The following is a 15,395-nucleotide window of genomic DNA, read 5'->3' on the forward strand; positions in this document are numbered from 1 at the left end:
ACCTGACCTGTTCCGGGCCACACCCCAAGGAGTCCTTATGTCCCGCACCCTGGGCGTCGTCGTGGCCGTAGCCTTCGCCGCCACCGCCATGACCACGCTGTTCGCCACCACCGCGTCCGCCGCCGAGTCCGAGTCCGCAACGACGGCCCCCGCCGTCGTCGCCCCGCAGGGTGACCTCGGCTGGGTAGTGGCCCCGACCTCCGGCGGTGGCATGCACACCGACGGCGATCTCGGCTGGTAATCACGCCCGCGTCATTCCACTTCGACCGAGCGAAGAGTGGAATGAACTAAGGGTTGCTTTACTGGCCAGAAAATTTGCTTTACCGGCTAGTAATCTGAGTTCCCCTCCGCGCACGCACCCCCCTCTTAGTGCGTGGAGGGGACACCGACCAACACAGCAGCATCAACGTGGAAGAGACATCCACTTCCACAACCCCATCGGCGTGGAAGGCCAACCCGCTTTCGCGCCGGAAGTCAGGCGGGGCGGCGGACCAGGAAGCGGCCCCCGGCGTCGGTGATGACGGCGCCCGAACGGCGGCCACATCGCACGGCGGATCGCAGCGGAACCCCGTCGATGCACAGGTCGTCCGACGAGCCGGTCACGCGACGGCCGGCACGGCGCGCAGCGTCGGCCGCTTCATCGTGGGTCAGCCACCGTCCAGCTTCGACGGTGGCCAACAGGTCACGTGCGGGGGACGGGGAGGACACGGCGGACGCCTTTCGCTGCGGGCTCTCCGGGCAGCTACGCCCGGCGTGTCCCGCACCGTAACGCTAAACCCGCAGACCTGCAACGTATCGCATATGTGTTCGAATACAGGTGGGGGCATGGCGCCCCGGACTCGTTCCCTCCGAAGGGGTTAGTTGTGCGTATCACCTACACCCGCCGGTCTTCACAGCCGGTGGCACCCGACCCGGAGCTGGAAGCGCTGGCCGCGGCCGCTCGGGAAGGCGACGCGCAGAAGGAGGCCGCCCTGACCGGGCTGTACTCCGCGCTGTGGCAGAAGGTGTACCGCGACGTGCAGCGCTATGTGCGCGACCCCGAGGCCGTCGCGGAGGTCACCCAGGAAGTCTGGGTCAAGGTCGTCCGCTCGATCGGCAATTACCGTCTGTCCAGCGATGGCGGAGTCACCAGTTGGGTGATGTCCATTGCCCGCAACACCGCGATCGACTGGTCCCGGGCGCGCGGCCGCCGCATGTGGGAGGTGCCCTGCGCGGACATGATCGCCGTGGACACCCCGGCGGCGCAGCCCGGGCCGGAGCAGGTCGCCGAGCAGAACGAGATGGCGGAGGCCGTCGTCCGGGAGGTGGGCCGAATGCGGCGCATCGACCGAGAAATTCTGACCCTGATCGACTACGTCGGCGTCAACGCCGCTGAGGCCGCTGACCTGTTGGGGATTTCGCACGCCACGGCGCGCGCCAGGCACGCCCGAGCCAGGGCTAAGCTGCGGGCCGCGGTCCCCCAGGAAAGTAGGATCGCGGAGTATCGGTTCGCTCTGGCGACCGTGGACGCGAACCCTGTTCCCGTTGGGGGGCAGGGCTGATGAGGGTGGGATTGATGGCTGGGACGGGTAGGCACAGGCGCGCACGGAAGCCGGAGCCGACCCAGGTGGGTGCCGTTCACCCGCCGCTGCTGCTGCCCCGTGAGGCACCGCCGGAGTCCGTGCGCCTGGCCGGTCTCGCGGCCATCCACCGCGCCCTGGCCGAGGAGCGCGCCGAGCGCGTCACCGTGCGCCCCGACGCGGGCTCACGCGACAACCACACAGCCGAGGCACGGTTCGCGGCCCGGGTCACCTCCGACGACGGCGGCACCGAGGTGATCGCCACCGGCAAGGAGCGAATAGGCGCCATCGAGGCGCAGGAGATCCTGGAGCACGCCGCCGAGCTGCTGGCCGAGCACGTCAAGGACGGCAGTGCGAAATGAGTACCGCCGCACAACCGCCGCTGCCTCTCGTCCTGGTCAGCGGCAAACTTCGCTCTGACGCTGCGCTGATCAAGCGCGGAGCCATGCGCGTCCTGGCGCTCAACCCCGCCCAGACTCTCGCCTCCGCTGTGCGGGCCGCACAGGAAGCGCTCAGGGACGACTACCCGATGCTGCACCCGGACGCGATCCAGGAGCTGATCCGTCCGGCGATGCCGCAGGCCCTGTCACTGGACGAGATTTTCGGCCCCGGCATAGACGCGCCGCCGCCGGCACCTGCACACCCGACTGGGCCCGCGCACGCTGCGACGCCCCTGCGGCGCCGCATAGGGCGGACGGCGCTCGTTGCTGCGGTCGCGGCCACCAGCGTCGGCTTCGGCTACGCGGTCAGCAACGTCCAACCGCGCACCGACGACCCCACGGTGGGCGCCTTCGCGGATGACCCGCAATTCCAGGAGTTTGCCGCGGCCGGGCACGAGGCGTGCGCCACGATCGCCGCGTTCAAGGCGCGGTGCGTGGACGCTGACGGGCACGTGATGCTGGCCTCCGCCAGCGTCGACGCCACCAGTGCGGCGTACTGGTTCGAGTACGACGACGAACGCCTCATTCTGCGGATCTTCCCGAGCGATTCGGCGGCGGAGGCCTGGACGAGGTCGCTGGGCGTCAAGAAAAGCACGCGGAACTTGCGGCGAGAGGGCCGGTTCGTGCTGTGGGGGTCGGACCCGATCCGCATTGGCGAATACTGCGACCTGATCGAGGAGCAGGCGGCCCACACCAAGCCCGGGCAGGTCGTTGCGCTCCCGAAGCGCCTGGCCGCGCTCGCGCTGGGCACGCTCGGCGTCGAGCCGGGGGCGCCCGTCTCGGACGACGCGAGGCGTGCGGTCAGCGCGCTGGTGATGGGCGTGGGTGTCGACGTCTTCGATCCGACCGGCACCTCTCCGTTCGACGCGCTGGAGCCGCTGCCCCCGACCCCGGTCACGCTCCCAGTCACCGTGCCGATTGCTCCGGTGATCACGCCGCCTGCTCCGCCGGTCGAGACCCCGGTCACCGTGCCGACTGCGCCAACGTCCGGGACGACGCCGCCGAGCTCGGGCACCACGCCGTCGCCGAGCTCCGGAACAACACCTCCGCCGACCGACACGACGCAGCCGCCGCCGACCGTGCCGACGTTGCCGGTCGAGCCGCCGCCGACCGTGCCGACGTTGCCGGTCGAGCCGCCGCCGACCGTGCCCGACGAGCCGACCGTGCCCGACGTGCCCGACGTGCCCGACGTGCCGACGGATCCGGACCAGCCGCCGGCCGAGCCGACCGACCCCACGGTCCCGACGGACCCCACCACGGACCCGACGCAGCCGACGGACCCCACGCAGCCGACCACTGACCCGTGGACGGACCCGGCGACGGCCGATCCCGCGCCGTCGGATCCTCCCCAGCAGGCGACGGGCAGGCACGCCGCGCGGTCCGCGCACAGCGGGCACGGCAAGCACCGCAAGCCCACCGGCAGGCACCGCAAGGTGCACGCATAGGAACGGCCCCGGCAATGCCGGGGCCGTCTTCGTTGGGGCGCGCCTGTCGCCTAGAACGCGGGCTCGTCCTGGGGCGGGCCGCTCGCCCACGGGTCGTCGTCCGGGCGGCCCGTGGGCGCACCGCTGGCGCTGCCCCAGCCGCCGCCCTGCTGCTGGCCGCCCTGCTGGCGGCCGCCGCCACCGTTGGCCCGGGTGACCTTGGCGGTTGCGCTGCGCAGGCTCGCGCCCACCTCGTCCACGTCGAGCTCGTAGACGGTGCGCTTCACGCCCTCGCGGTCGTCGTACGAGCGCTGCTTGAGGCGGCCCTGCACGATGACGCGCATGCCCTTCTGCAGGGACTCGGCGACGTTCTCCGCGGCCTGGCGCCAGACCGAGCAGGTGAGGAACAGGCTCTCGCCGTCCTTCCACTCGTTGGTCTGGCGGTCGAAGGTGCGCGGCGTGGACGCGACGCGGAACTTGGTGACTGCGGCACCGGAGGGGGTGAAGCGCAGCTCGGGGTCATCGACCAGGTTGCCGATGACGGTGATGACGGTCTCGCCTGCCACGGGGGGCCTTTCGCGGGGTGGGGTGGGGCCGGCCCGCGCGTTGCGGGCCGACCCTCGGGGGTCAGGAGAACAGCAGCTTCCAGGTAAGCGGGCCGGGGATGCCGTCCGCGTCGCGGCGCAGCTCGGGCCGGGAGAGCTGGAAGTCGCGGACGTTGAGCCGGTCGGCTTCGCCCCACGTCGGGCCGGGGCCCTTGCTGTAGTGCTTGCCGTACCCCTTCTTGACCAGCTGCTTGCCGAGCTGGGTGACGTAGGTGTTCGACTTGCCCGGGCCGAACTTACCTGCTCCGGGGAACTTCGGGGCCGCGGGCGGCTTGGGCTTCACGGGCGGCTTGACCGGCGGCTTCACGGGCGGCTTGCTGGGCGGCGGGGTCACGTCGTGGGCGCTGTCGGGCAGGTTCAGGGGCTGCCCGGGCTTGATGTGGTTGAGGTCCGTGCCAGGGTTCGCGGCGCTGAGCGCGGCCAGGGTGATACCGGCGAGTGCAGCGATGGCGGTGGCGGTCGTCCCGGCCCACACGATGACGCGCTTGTGTGCCGGGGGCTTGGCGCCGGCCGCGGCCTTGGCGGCGGCGAGGATCTCGGCGAAGGGGATGTGCCCAGGGTCGCCGTGCAGGTTCTCCGTCACGTGCATGTGGCCGCACCAGCCGCGGAAGGTGTTCCACTTGCTGCCGGAGAAGCGCACGCCGTTGTGGGCGCCGTACGACGCGGGGTAGGCGGGCCAGTCGCCCGCGCCCGGGCCGGACAGCGGGATGCCGTTCTTGAGGTACTGCCAGGCCATGAAGGCGGCCAGGTCGCGGATCGCCCACTCTGGCGCCTCGGGCCAGTAGATGTGCTGGATGCCGCGCTTCGCCCACGCCTTGTGCGTGGCCGGGTCGCACGTGCCGATGAGCTCGATCTGCAGGGCGTCGGCGGTGTTGGTCTCGACGCCGCCGGGGGCGTTGACGAGCGCGCGGGCGGAGCGGTCGAACGGCAGGTGCTGGCGGAACACGAGCCGCTTGCGGGCGAAGTCGGGGCCGCCGGTGATGTGCGGGGCGCTGGCGCCTCCCGCGTAGTCCGTGAAGCCGGTGCCCTCGGTGGTGTGCAGGATGCCGCGCTTGGGCTTGATCTTGTCGCCGGGGTACTTCTTGCCGAACCAGTTCTTGGTCCGGTCCGCGCCGGGGTACAGGGTGGCGGTCATCGCTGGCGTGCCTTCCGGGTCGGATGCGGGAAGGTCGGCAGCGTGGCGGGCCGGTACGGCTTGCGTCGCGGCCTCAGTTGGCGTCGTCGTCGCCCGGGTCCTGGTCCTCGTCGTCGGGGTACGTGAGGGCGTGCAGGGTGATGCCCAGGCGTTCGGCGAGCGCGTCCGCGTCGGTGGTCTCCACGGCCACGGGGCCGCCCTGCGGGCCGGTGATCTCCAGCACCGTGGCGTCCTTGCCCCACTCCGCCCGGTGGGCGCGTTCCAGGTACCAGGAGATCGCGCGGAAGTCCGGCCCGGCCCTGTCGACGGTGGTCTCTTCCACGATTTGGCCGGTCTCCGGGTCGCGCATCTTCCGGGTGACTTCCTTGGTGATGTAGCCACCGTTGATGAGCCGGCGGAGCTGCAGGACGGCCCCGGCGTGGGCGAGCTCGCGGGCGTGGGCGATCTTCTCCAGCAGCGTCACGAACGGTTCTTCGGCCGGATCGGGCTCGAGACCGTCAGCTATCCGTGCAGCTTCGTCGCGGCCGCGTGCGAGCCAGGTCATGAACGTGGTCCGGCCGATGCCTGCCACCGCGGCGGCCGTCTGTACGGGCGCGCCCTGGCGGGTGGCGTCGATCAACTTGTTCTCCACGTCTGGGCTGAGCAGGCGTGGGCGGTGGGCTGGGAGTGCCCCAGTGCGCTGTCGGGGCTTGCGGCGCGCCAAGGCGGTCAGCCGTCGATCGGGCGGCCGCAGGCGTGGCACGTGCCGTCGGAGCTGTTCCCGGCGGGAACACCGAGCTCGCCTTGCCCGGGCGGGGTGTCGGCGTCGTCTTCGTCGTCGCCGAGGTGGAGCAGAGGCACGGCCTGGTCCTCCTCGCCGAGCGACGCGGCGGGGGCCGCGCGCAGCAGCTCGTCCATCTCCTCATCGGACATGGCCAGGCTGTCGAACAGGTCCGGTTCCTCGGTGACGAGGTCTTCGAGCATCGCGGCGAGTACCCGTTCGTCCCAGCCGCCGGCCGCCGTGAGCCGGTTGAGCTGAATGATCAGCGCTTCGGCCTCGCGGTCGTTGCGGGAGGCCCATCCGCGCGCGATGGGCACCAGCCATCCGCCGTCTTCGTCCAGGATCAGCCCACCGGGCATCGACTCGCCTTCGGCGTACATGTCGATGAGGGCTTCACGGCGGCCGTGGCCGCCGATGATGCGGCCGGTGCGCTCGTCCGCGATCGGCATGTCCACGAACCCGTGGTCGCGGATCGACGCCTTGATGCGGGCCAGTTCGTGGCGCTTGGGGTTGCGGGCGGCCGGGGTGAGGGCTTCCAGGGGCATGTAGGCCGTCCAGCGTGGGGCGACAACGCTCGGGGTGGTCGTCACGCTCGGGCCTCTTCTTCCTTCCGGTGCAGGTTGGGGCCGGACGGGCAGGGCGCAGGCCAGCGAGTGCCGCGGGTTCCACGCCGCGCACCCCGCTCGCTGTGCGGGGCAACCAGGAGGACGTCGCCCGCACCTTGCCCGTCCGGGTGGTGCTTCCGCCCGGCCCCTGGTTTCCCGGGTAGGGGCCGGCCGGGGCCCGCCCGGGTGGCGCCGATGGTGCGCAGCCAGTGGCGCCGGGGCAGGCCGGGGCGCACGGTAGGCCCGGTGTTGGGTTGTGTCGCGTGCTGACGTTGCACCAGGGGGGCACCGTTGACTTCCAGTTGTGCGGGTGTAATGTTCTGGGTGTCGGGCTGAGGTAGCTCTCAGCCCCCCGGGGCCTGTCACACCTGCGGCAACTCCGCCGTTCCCTATAGGTGTGGCGCCGCAAAGGTCCCGCCCCGTTACCGCACTACGGAAGGCACGTCCGTCATGACTGACACGACGGGTACGAACCCGAGCGACCTCACCACCCCCGGCATGGACCCCGAAGCGACCATCGACGCCTTCATCAGCAGGGGGCACACCGCGTTCGATGCGCTTCGCGCCAACCCCCTCCGCGTGGACCTGGGCTACAAGGGCCCGCTCGGCGCCTCCGACGCCATCCCGGGGGACCGGGGCATCACGGAGCCGACCGACGAGCACCGCGCGGCGATCCAGACCTCGTTCGACAAGGCCGTCAACGAGCTGCTGGTGACCGGCCAGATCTCCCACCCGGACGAGCTGGACGAGGTCCCCGCCGCCGAATCGAAGGCGAGCCCCACCGCGGCCGACACGGCCGCCACGACGAAGCCCAAGCGGCCCTTGGACGAACTGGCCGACGAGGTGTCGGCGTACTGGGTGATCGCCATGCGCGCGAAGGAGTTGAAGGAGGAGCGGGAAGCCGAGCTGCGTTGGCGACTGCTGGAGCGGTTCGACACGGAGAAGCTCGACCGCATCGGCAGCTACCTGGACGAGAAGCAGACGGTGAGCTGGGCCGTCAACAAGCCCGCCCCGGGGCCGAGGATCACCAAGCCGGACGCCTTCACCTCCTTCATCGGCGTGAACTTCCCCGACCAGGTCCAGATGGTGTTCGAGGTCTACCCGGCCTTCCAGAAGGCACTGCTCAAGCGTCTTGAGCGGGTGCCGGGCACCGACGCAGTGGTGGACCCCGCGACGGGACTGATCGTGGACGGCGTCGAGTGGATGGCGCCGAAGCCCTCCAGCATCTCCCCGTCGTGGAAGCCGGAAGGCAAGGACCGGATCCTGGAGAACATCTCCGTCGAGGACATCGCCAACATGTTCGCCACCGTCTTCCAGCACGGCTGGGAGGAGGAGGCGTGATCGACGTGTCCCGCATGCCGACCTTCCGCCGCGGGGTGTGCGTCACGGCCTCCGATGTGAAGCCCGACGACATGTACCCGCACCCCACGGACCTGGACGGCATCGCCTTCGCCAAGTCCGCGTGCGAGTTCTGCAGCGTCGCCACGGAGTGCCTGCGTGACGCATTGGCCCTGCCGACGTCGAAGGACCAGGCGGGGGTGCGCGGCGGTACGACCGCAGAGGAGCGGAAGGCCATGCGGAAGCGCAACCGCAGGCTCACGCGAGAGGCGGCCAAGCAGGCCGCCGACGCGGCCGCCGCCTGACCTTCGCCCCCTACCGGCACCGGGGCCGCCCACGCGCCCGCAAGGGCGGCCCCGGCCACCTGCACAAGGACTCTCCCTGTGAACACCACGCAACCGGCCTGCCCGGAGCCGTGCCGCGCACTGCGCGCGGCGCACGCGGCAGGCCTCACCCCTCGCGCGTTCGTCCTGTACGCCGCGCTGGTCTTCACCCGCCCCGACGAGTACGTGTCGTGCGCGGACGCCGCCACCATGGCGCGCCTGACGCCGCACGAGACCCGGTTCTTCGCCGGGGAGCTGATCCGCCGAGGGCTGCTGTCCCGCCGCAAGCGCCACATGGCCGGCGGGAAGCCCGTCCCCGTCGCTTACCGCCCCGTCCTGGAAGGCGCTGCCGCATGACCGCGCATGACACCGTTGACGCCGAGCTGGAGGTGCGCGCCGGACGCCGCGCCCCCTTCACCATGGTCGGCGACTGGGTGCTGCTGTCCGGCGTCAAGCCCGCGGCCCACACCCTGTACTGGGCGCTGTCCGCGCACGTGTCGATGACCCGTGGCGACGCCGACGTGTGGCCGACGCAGGAAGTGCTCGCCCAGATTTGCGGGTTCTCGCGGACTCAGTCCCTGACCCCGTACCTCGATCAGCTCGTTGAGATCGGGGCCATCGAGTCGGAGCTGATCCGGTACGCGGGCAACTCCCGTCAGCGGTACCGGTACACCGTCCACGAGAACCCGCCGGAGGGCTACACCGGCCCGGTGTCCTTCAAGGACTTCTATGCGGCCCGCGGTGAAGCCGAGGACGGCATTGTGATCGCCCCGAAGGAGGGACGGCAGGGCCAGGCCGGAGGAGAGGCCACGGCGGCCGCTCAGGCGGCCACTGACGCCCCGAAGAAGCCCCGCCGGAGGTCCAGGCCCAAGCCGGACAGCGAGGACGCTCCTGCGGCCGCCAAGCCGCTCACCGAGCGGCAGAAGACTGTCGCGGCCGCCCGGGCGAAGAAGGCCGAGGAGAGGGAGCGCCAGGCGCAGGAGAAGGCCGCGGAGAAGGAGCGCAAGGCGGAGGAGGAGAAGGCGCTCGTCAGCCGCGCGCAGACGGCCGCGAACTGGTGGCTCAAGGACGAGGGCCCGAAGGTCATCGGGGCCCCGTACGCGGGGAACACCCGGTCGGCGTTCTTCGCCCTCCGCGGGATGATCCGCGACGCCCTGGCCGCCGGATACACAAACGTCGAGATCGGGGCCGTTCTGCGCGCCATGCGGGACTACAAGCCGCAGCCCGACCGGTTCCGCAGCGCTCTGGCTGCCGAGCGGACCGGGCGACCCGCACGCGTCCCCGCCGGCCGCGCGCCCATGTATGACGACTCGATCCACGAGCGGAGCTCCGGCCCCGCCCGCAAGCCCACGGCGGCGGAGATCGCCGCAGCACTCGACTGAGGGAGGTTCCTGTGTCTGCGCCCACCCTGGCGTTTGCCGCACCCGCGAAGGTCGACGGCGAAGGCCTCGCCCGCCACGTGGCGGCCGTACGGAAGCTCATCGCTGCCGGAGTCGCCGAACAGCGCGACCGGGGCCGCCCGGTGGTCGAGGCCGCGCCGGAGCACGAGACCGCCACCGTGGACGAACATCAGCGCCTGATCTTCGCGCAGGCCTGGCGCAACTCGCTGGTCCGCGCCCGCCACACCTCCTACGCGGGCTGGCGGCTCGATGATCAGGCCCTGCAGGAGGACCCGACGGACTTCCGGCTGCCCGGTGGCGACCTGCCGCTGCTGGACGACCACCAGCACCCGGCCATGCTGCGCGGGTGGCTGGACCGGCTTGCGGCCGGCACCGGCAAGAAGCGTCACGTCATCGGGTGGGGTGGCGTCGGCTCGGGCAAGTCGACGGCGCTGATCGCCCTGGGCAACGCGGCGGTGCGGGCGGGCATCATGACCCGCTACGTGCGCCACGGGGACTACCTGCGGTGGACCCGACCCGACGGTGCCCCGCCGGGCATGACCGCGCTGCAGGTCCGCGAGTTCCACGACCGGGCGGGGCTGCTCATCCTGGACGAGCTGTGCGGGGAGATGGACGGCCAGGCGACGGAGTTCGCCCGCCGCGAGACGGCCGACCTGATCGACGCGCGGTCCGCGTCCGGGCTGCCGACGGCGTTCGGCACGAACGTCACGTTCGACCACGTCGCGGCTGTGCTGGGCTCCCGGTTCGCGTCCCGGATCGGGCAGAACGCTCTGGTGCTGGAGTTCCAGGCGCCTGACCGCCGGGCCCCGGTGCGGTGGGGCCGATCGTGAGCTCCGGCCCCTTCGACGTCCGCGTGTTCTCCAGCGCCCCCGAGTTCAGGCCGCGGCGTGGCGTGGTGTGCATCCGGGTCGCGCAGGACGCGGACGAGGCGCGCCGGTACATCGCACAAGCGGCGGCCGACGGCTACACGGCCGCCGCCTTCGAGCCGGACACGGGGATCCGCGTCGCCCTGGACGGCTGACCCCCGAGACAGACCGATGCCCCCTGCCGGACTCCGGCGGGGGGCATCGTCGTTGCCGTGTCTCACTGTGAGACACGGGCGTGTGTCACATCTCAAGGATGGCAACCAGCTCCTTGAGATGGGCCGCGACTTCCTTTGCACGCTCGGGGTTCTCCTTGGCCAGGAGGAGCGCGGCGTTGGCGTCCACGCGGGTCAGCGCCTTGTCGACGCGGGCGAGCGCGGTCGACGGCGTGGAGCTCGGGGGCGCTGCAAGCTCGGGACTCTTGCTGTACCCGAGGAGGTCGCGGGCCTTGCGCAGTTCGTCGGGAGAGGTCTTCCCGGCGGCTTCGGCCTTCTGCCACACCTCGCGGACCTGCTCAGCCCCGAAGTCCTTCCACACCGGGTAGAGCACACCGACCTGGCGGGTGGACGGCTGCACGTCCGTGATCGGCGCGAGAGCTTCCCTGACCGGCTCGGCGTTGAGGATGCGGTAGCCCGCGGCCCGCGACAGGTTCCACCGGTCCTGGAGGTAGTCCTGGAAGGTGCTGTAGGGCTGTCCGCCGGGCCCGGCGAGTTCGAGGTACAGGCCCTGCTCGTGGATCGCGCGGAGGGACGGGCCGGCGGCGTTGAGGAATCGCGCATCGGCCGCGCGGGCGGCGGCCGCGTGCGCGGTCTGCGCGTCGTGGACGATCCGCTCGTAGAAGGAGAGCTTCTCCGCCGGGGTGGCGTCGGCAGGCGGCTCGGCGGCCGCCGGGGCCGGGGTGGCGGCAGCAGGGGTGACCACCGTCGTCGGGGCTGCCGCGGGGGCGGGCACCACGGCCGGGACGGCGGCGCTCTCGACCTGCAGAGCGGCCACGGCCGGGGACGTCGCGGGCGTCGCTCCGTCCATCAGGTCGAAGTCCGCGAGCTTCCTGGAGCCGCCCCGGTTCCGGGTGGGCGTGTTCTTCGCGGTCACGCGGCTTCCAGCTCCCTCACGATGTTCGCGTAGTGCCCGGAGCTCGCCGGGCAGGTCTCCATGGCGTCCTCGTACTCGACCAGGTCGGGTACCTCGGCCGCGAGGAGCGGCAGGCCCGCGTTGAGGATCAGGTCCCGAGCCGCGTCGTTGTGCGCGCCACGCGAGTTCTTCACCCGGGTGAGCAGGACGTTCAGGCTGACCTCGTCCAGCCGGCCAACCTCCTTCACGGCGGACACCGCCGCGGCGAGGGTGCCCTTGATGCGGCGGAGCTCGGCCTTGCGGGGCGAGGTGACCAGGAGGACGTGTTCGGCGACGGCGGCCGCCGCGCCGAAGATGTCGCTGGACTCACCGCCGCAGTCGATCACGACCACGTCGTAGTCCTGGGCGCGCGCGACCACCAGGTCGCCGACGCGGGGCGACGGCCACACCTCCAGGTCGAACGGCAGCGGGGCGCCCTTCTTGGCGGTGGTGCTGTACCAGTCGAAGGCGGTCTGGCTCAGCGGGTCGGCGTCGACCAGGAGCACCTTCTTGCCCTGCAGGGCGTATTCGAGGGCGACGTGGACGGCTGTGGTCGTCTTGCCGACGCCGCCCTTGAGGCCGCCGACGGCGAGGATCTTCGGTCCTCCGGCGGGAGGTACGGACTGGGTCACGGGGTTCCTTTCTCGGGTGGGCGGGGCTCAGGCGTTGAGCTGCTTGCGCTCCCAGGGCGTCTCCGGGACGTACCCGGCGTGGTCCTGGAGGGCTTTGACGTAGGCGATGTCGCGCCCGTCCCATACGGGTCGGCGCTTGGATGCGGCGCGGAGCTCCGCGGCCGCCAGGGCGACGGCGAGCGCGGCACGCTGGTGCAGCTGCTCGTCGTCGCGGTCCAGGACGGTTTGGAAGTATGCGGGGGCCGGCGTCACGTCGATGCCCTGCTTGCCGGTGGCGCGCAGCCACGCCAGGGCGAGGGTGTGGGCGCTGTTCTGCTGCATGGGCGTCAGCAGTGCTCCCGCGAGGATCGGCGTGAGCTGCTCGGCGGGCGGGAGCTCCTTGGACAGCCAGTGCTTGCAGGCCTCTTGCCGGTCGGCGGCCGCGGCCTGGCGCTGCTTGTCCTCCCTGTCCCACGTGAGCGGGGCGGGCTTCTGTGCGGGGATGGCTGTCTCACTGTGAGACGCGGCCGGAGCGTCGGGCGCGGGCGTCTCACTGTGAGACGCGGGCACGGCCGCGGCTACTGGCCCTGCGAGGACCCGGGCTTTGGCCTCTTCGACGTGGATGCCCGTCGCTTCGATGAGGCGCCATGCGGCGCTCTGCTGCTCGGGGTCGTCCAGGTCGCGGAGCGCGCGGCCGGCGTCGGCGCCGAGCTGCCCGGCGTCGATGGCGCGCTGTACGTCGTGGGGCAGGGCGAGAAGGGCGACGCGGCGGGAGATGTGGGACGCCGCTGTGCCCCACTCGGCGGCGATCTGCCGGTAGCTCATGCCGCCCTTGGCCTGGCGGGCGAACATGCGGGCTTCCTCGATCGGCGTGGCCTGCTTGCGGTGGTAGTTCTCGGCGAACTGGACGCGCTGCAGGTCGGTGGAGTCGGCGAGGTCGTCGCGGAGCAGGCACGGAAGGTCACGCTGTCCGGCCATGAGGGAGGCACGCCAGCGGCGTTCACCGAAGATGAGCACGTAGCGGGCGGTGATGAGCTCCCGGTGCTCGGGGTGTTCTTCGAGGTAGGCGGTTGCGGTGCACACCGTGGCGGGTTCGAGGACGCCGTCCCGGGTGATGCTCGCGGCCAGGCCTGCCAGGTCGCCCATGTCCCTCTCGTTGAAGGGGTTGGGCGCGATGTCGCCGATGGGGATGTGGAGCACGTCTCCGTCGTCGTCGGCGGGCGCCGGGACGGCTTCGCTCATCGGGTGCTCCAGGGGGCGGGGGGCTGTGTCAGATGTGAGGGTAGTCTGCGCGGGAGGCTGTTCCCGACGGGAACGCCAGATGAGGGGGGTGTCGCGGTGGGGGTTGACGTCCGTCCGGCGGATCGGGCGCTGGTGGCGGCGGCCGTCTCGGCGTGGGAGATCTCGGACTATGCCCGGGCGTTGGTCGGTGCCGCGGGGATGCCGCAGTCGGTGGAGACGCGCATCCAAGCCGCGCGCCAGCTCCGGGTGTTGACCCTGGAGTTGCTGGACCGCACGGTGCTCGCCGAGGTACTGGGCGGTGCCTCCTGGGAGGAAGTGGCGGCCGCCCTGGGACTGACGCCAGAGACCACGCAGTCGCGGTACGAGGAGACGGCGCGGGTGTGGGCGCGTCCGGAAGCGGCCACGTGGACGGCTCCCGGAGAGGCCGGCGACCGGGACGTGGAGGGCACCGCGGCGGCCTTGGATGCCTGGTACGCCCGGCACCGGGACGGCGTGGATCTGCTGGACGAGGAAGCGTCCGATCCTGTGTCACGAATCCTGCGCCAGAACGGTCATTGACGGTTCTGCGGGTGTAGTATTTGGGGCAGCGCGGGAGGTTAGCACCTCCCGCCGCGCATCCTCACCCGGACGATGAATTCCGGGTACACCCGCACACTGGAAGGCCGCGCCGATGACTGCCGCCACCGCCCCCGAGACCACCCCCGACGCCACCCCCGACGCCACCGCCGAGACCAAGCCGCCCAAGACGGTGCTGCAGGCGCTCGTGGCGGTGATGTGCGACATCGGCGCCGTAGGCAAGAACCGGGAGAACCGGCAGCAGAACTTCAAGTTCCGCGGCATTGACGACCTGGTCAACGCGGTCGCCGGGCCGATGCGCGCCCACAGCGTGCTGATGTTCCCCGAGGTGGTGGAGCACGGCTACGAGATCCGCAGCGGCAAGAACGGCCACTACACGGTCGCCACGGTGAAGGTGAAGTACACCTTCGTCGGCCCGGACGGCGGGGAGCGGTCCGCCACGATCGTTGGCGAGGCGGCCGACCAGTACGACAAGGCCACCAACAAGGCCATGAGCGCCGCCCTCAAGTACGCCTTGCTGCAGGTCTTCATGATCCCCACGGACTGGATGGACGACTCCGACAAGCACAGCCCGCAGGCCGTGGCGACGCCCATCGACTACTACATCCACCAACTCCAGCAGCGGGAAGTCTGGTACAACCCCAACACCCTGAACGACCTGTTCCAGAAGGCGAAGACCGCGAACCTCCTCGCCCACCCGGTGGACGACGGCCAGGGCGGCACCACGACCCTCGGGGAGCTGATCGGCGGCCGCGCCGCGCTCCTGGTGGCGGAAGAGGAGCAGCGGCAGGCCCGGCGGGCCGCGGAGAAGGAGGACATCCACCGGCAGCTCATGGCGGAGCACCCGGAACCGGACCCCGACCAGTGGGCTACCCCGGCCCCCGGCCAGCAGGCGCCCGCCGCCGTGGCGGCCGCGCCCGTGTCTCACAGTGAGACGCCCGCCCCCACCGCACCCGCCGCGCCCGCGAAGGCACAGGCACCGAGGAAGGCGCCCGCGAAGAAGGCGGCCGCGAAGAAGCCCACCGCGGCGGCCGCGCCCGCGTCTCACAGTGAGACGCCCGCCGCCGCCACCCGGCCCGCCCCGGCTCAGATGCCGCAGTCGCCGCAGCAGATGGCGTACACCGAGCTGCTGAACCACGCCAACGCGCAGGCCAAGATCCTCGGTACGAGCCTGACCAAGCACCTCGGCCTGGCCGACGGCGCCGACCCCTCCAAGGTCGACGCCATGCGCCTGACCGCCATCATCAAGGGCAACCGCCACAAGGTGATCGAAGCGCTCCGGCAGCAGGGCCGCGCCACCACCGCCGAGGCCTACGCGGCCACCCGTGAGGACTCGGTGTTCGGTAAGGCGAAGATCCTGGAAGAGACCCCCGAGGAGGGTGCCGGCGGCTGACCGGACCCGCT

19 protein-coding genes are annotated in these 15,395 nt (G+C 71.4%); 12 read left to right on the top strand and 7 right to left on the bottom strand.

Translation table 11 applies throughout. From position 1 onward, the window contains the following. Positions 1–37: 37 nt before the first annotated feature. The 4 genes from ACRWNP_RS03535 (at position 38) to ACRWNP_RS03550 (ending at position 3,444) form a co-directional block, all read left to right on the top strand. Entirely contained in the window at positions 38–241 is a 204-nt protein-coding gene (locus tag ACRWNP_RS03535; RefSeq protein ID WP_431959405.1) for a hypothetical protein, read from the top strand. A gap of 622 nt (positions 242–863) precedes the next feature. Then, positions 864–1,541, top strand: coding sequence for an RNA polymerase sigma factor (locus tag ACRWNP_RS03540; RefSeq protein WP_431959406.1), 678 nt, complete (start codon positions 864–866; stop codon positions 1,539–1,541). Between the two features lie 65 nt (positions 1,542–1,606). After that, positions 1,607–1,921 carry a hypothetical protein gene (locus tag ACRWNP_RS03545; RefSeq protein WP_431959408.1) on the top strand — a complete coding sequence of 105 codons (315 nt, stop codon included), beginning with the start codon at positions 1,607–1,609 and terminating at the stop codon, positions 1,919–1,921. Positions 1,922–2,004: 83 nt separating this feature from the next. Then, the gene (locus ACRWNP_RS03550; protein WP_431959409.1) at positions 2,005–3,444 is read left to right on the top strand and encodes a hypothetical protein; all 1,440 of its coding nucleotides are present in this window, start codon (positions 2,005–2,007) and stop codon (positions 3,442–3,444) included. A gap of 50 nt (positions 3,445–3,494) precedes the next feature. Here ACRWNP_RS03550 and ACRWNP_RS03555 read toward each other — a convergent pair whose 3' ends face one another. The 4 genes from ACRWNP_RS03555 to ACRWNP_RS03570 form a co-directional block, all read right to left on the bottom strand. After that, entirely contained in the window at positions 3,495–3,989 is a 495-nt protein-coding gene (locus ACRWNP_RS03555) for a single-stranded DNA-binding protein (RefSeq protein WP_431959410.1), read from the bottom strand. A 61-nt stretch (positions 3,990–4,050) separates the two neighbouring features. Continuing rightward, positions 4,051–5,163 carry a peptidoglycan-binding protein gene (locus ACRWNP_RS03560; protein WP_431959411.1) on the bottom strand — a complete coding sequence of 371 codons (1,113 nt, stop codon included), beginning with the start codon at positions 5,161–5,163 and terminating at the stop codon, positions 4,051–4,053. A 73-nt stretch (positions 5,164–5,236) separates the two neighbouring features. Then, positions 5,237–5,794 carry a hypothetical protein gene (locus ACRWNP_RS03565; protein ID WP_431959412.1) on the bottom strand — a complete coding sequence of 186 codons (558 nt, stop codon included), beginning with the start codon at positions 5,792–5,794 and terminating at the stop codon, positions 5,237–5,239. Between the two features lie 77 nt (positions 5,795–5,871). Continuing rightward, positions 5,872–6,513: a ParB N-terminal domain-containing protein gene (locus ACRWNP_RS03570; RefSeq protein WP_431959414.1), complete on the bottom strand. Its 642-nt coding sequence runs from the start codon at positions 6,511–6,513 to the stop codon at positions 5,872–5,874. Positions 6,514–6,978: 465 nt separating this feature from the next. Between ACRWNP_RS03570 and ACRWNP_RS03575 the strand changes: the two genes are divergently transcribed. From ACRWNP_RS03575 to ACRWNP_RS03600, 6 genes are all read left to right on the top strand, one after another. Continuing rightward, positions 6,979–7,869 (top strand): hypothetical protein, encoded by an 891-nt coding sequence (locus ACRWNP_RS03575; protein WP_431959415.1) that lies wholly within the window; start codon positions 6,979–6,981, stop codon positions 7,867–7,869. Then, the gene (locus ACRWNP_RS03580; RefSeq protein ID WP_431959416.1) at positions 7,866–8,171 is read left to right on the top strand and encodes a WhiB family transcriptional regulator; all 306 of its coding nucleotides are present in this window, start codon (positions 7,866–7,868) and stop codon (positions 8,169–8,171) included. The genes ACRWNP_RS03575 and ACRWNP_RS03580 overlap by 4 nt, the downstream gene beginning before the upstream one ends. 78 nt (positions 8,172–8,249) lie before the next feature. Then, positions 8,250–8,546: a hypothetical protein gene (locus tag ACRWNP_RS03585; RefSeq protein ID WP_431959417.1), complete on the top strand. Its 297-nt coding sequence runs from the start codon at positions 8,250–8,252 to the stop codon at positions 8,544–8,546. Beyond that, a complete protein-coding gene (locus tag ACRWNP_RS03590) occupies positions 8,543–9,571 on the top strand; it encodes a hypothetical protein (protein WP_431959418.1) in 1,029 nt (342 codons plus the stop codon). Before ACRWNP_RS03585 ends, ACRWNP_RS03590 begins: the two co-directional genes overlap by 4 nt. Before the next feature lie 11 nt (positions 9,572–9,582). Continuing rightward, positions 9,583–10,419 (top strand): hypothetical protein, encoded by an 837-nt coding sequence (locus tag ACRWNP_RS03595; RefSeq protein ID WP_431959419.1) that lies wholly within the window; start codon positions 9,583–9,585, stop codon positions 10,417–10,419. Further along, positions 10,416–10,610, top strand: coding sequence for a hypothetical protein (locus ACRWNP_RS03600; protein ID WP_431959420.1), 195 nt, complete (start codon positions 10,416–10,418; stop codon positions 10,608–10,610). Before ACRWNP_RS03595 ends, ACRWNP_RS03600 begins: the two co-directional genes overlap by 4 nt. A gap of 85 nt (positions 10,611–10,695) precedes the next feature. Here ACRWNP_RS03600 and ACRWNP_RS03605 read toward each other — a convergent pair whose 3' ends face one another. Genes ACRWNP_RS03605 through ACRWNP_RS03615 form a run of 3 tightly spaced genes read right to left on the bottom strand, consistent with a single transcriptional unit; the run spans position 10,696 to position 13,415 of the window. Then, positions 10,696–11,544, bottom strand: a complete 849-nt coding sequence (locus ACRWNP_RS03605) for a hypothetical protein (RefSeq protein WP_431959421.1) — start codon at positions 11,542–11,544, stop codon at positions 10,696–10,698. Further along, entirely contained in the window at positions 11,541–12,194 is a 654-nt protein-coding gene (locus ACRWNP_RS03610; RefSeq protein WP_431959422.1) for a ParA family protein, read from the bottom strand. Before ACRWNP_RS03610 ends, ACRWNP_RS03605 begins: the two co-directional genes overlap by 4 nt. A 27-nt stretch (positions 12,195–12,221) precedes the next feature. Next, on the bottom strand, positions 12,222–13,415 hold the full coding sequence (locus tag ACRWNP_RS03615) for a ParB/RepB/Spo0J family partition protein (protein WP_431959423.1): 1,194 nt from the start codon (positions 13,413–13,415) through the stop codon (positions 12,222–12,224). A 96-nt stretch (positions 13,416–13,511) separates the two neighbouring features. Between ACRWNP_RS03615 and ACRWNP_RS03620 the strand changes: the two genes are divergently transcribed. Beyond that, complete coding sequence (locus tag ACRWNP_RS03620) at positions 13,512–13,973, top strand: hypothetical protein (RefSeq protein ID WP_431959424.1); 462 nt, start codon at positions 13,512–13,514, stop codon at positions 13,971–13,973. A gap of 112 nt (positions 13,974–14,085) precedes the next feature. Beyond that, complete coding sequence (locus tag ACRWNP_RS03625; protein ID WP_431959425.1) at positions 14,086–15,384, top strand: ERF family protein; 1,299 nt, start codon at positions 14,086–14,088, stop codon at positions 15,382–15,384. Positions 15,385–15,395 lie beyond the last annotated feature (11 nt).

This window comes from Actinacidiphila sp. bgisy160, assembly GCF_965342435.1.
Classification (GTDB): domain Bacteria; phylum Actinomycetota; class Actinomycetes; order Streptomycetales; family Streptomycetaceae; genus Actinacidiphila.

Excerpts from the sequence above, each read along its gene's own strand:
- ACRWNP_RS03535 (WP_431959405.1), top strand. The coding sequence starts at position 38 with ATGTCCCGCACCCTGGGCGTCGTCGTGGCCGTAGCCTTCGCCGCCACC.
- ACRWNP_RS03590 (WP_431959418.1), top strand. The coding sequence starts at position 8,543 with ATGACCGCGCATGACACCGTTGACGCCGAGCTGGAGGTGCGCGCCGGA.
- ACRWNP_RS03560 (WP_431959411.1), bottom strand. The coding sequence starts at position 5,163 with ATGACCGCCACCCTGTACCCCGGCGCGGACCGGACCAAGAACTGGTTC.
- ACRWNP_RS03625 (WP_431959425.1), top strand. The coding sequence starts at position 14,086 with ATGACTGCCGCCACCGCCCCCGAGACCACCCCCGACGCCACCCCCGAC.
- ACRWNP_RS03575 (WP_431959415.1), top strand. The coding sequence starts at position 6,979 with ATGACTGACACGACGGGTACGAACCCGAGCGACCTCACCACCCCCGGC.
- ACRWNP_RS03550 (WP_431959409.1), top strand. The coding sequence starts at position 2,005 with ATGCGCGTCCTGGCGCTCAACCCCGCCCAGACTCTCGCCTCCGCTGTG.
- ACRWNP_RS03615 (WP_431959423.1), bottom strand. The coding sequence starts at position 13,415 with ATGAGCGAAGCCGTCCCGGCGCCCGCCGACGACGACGGAGACGTGCTC.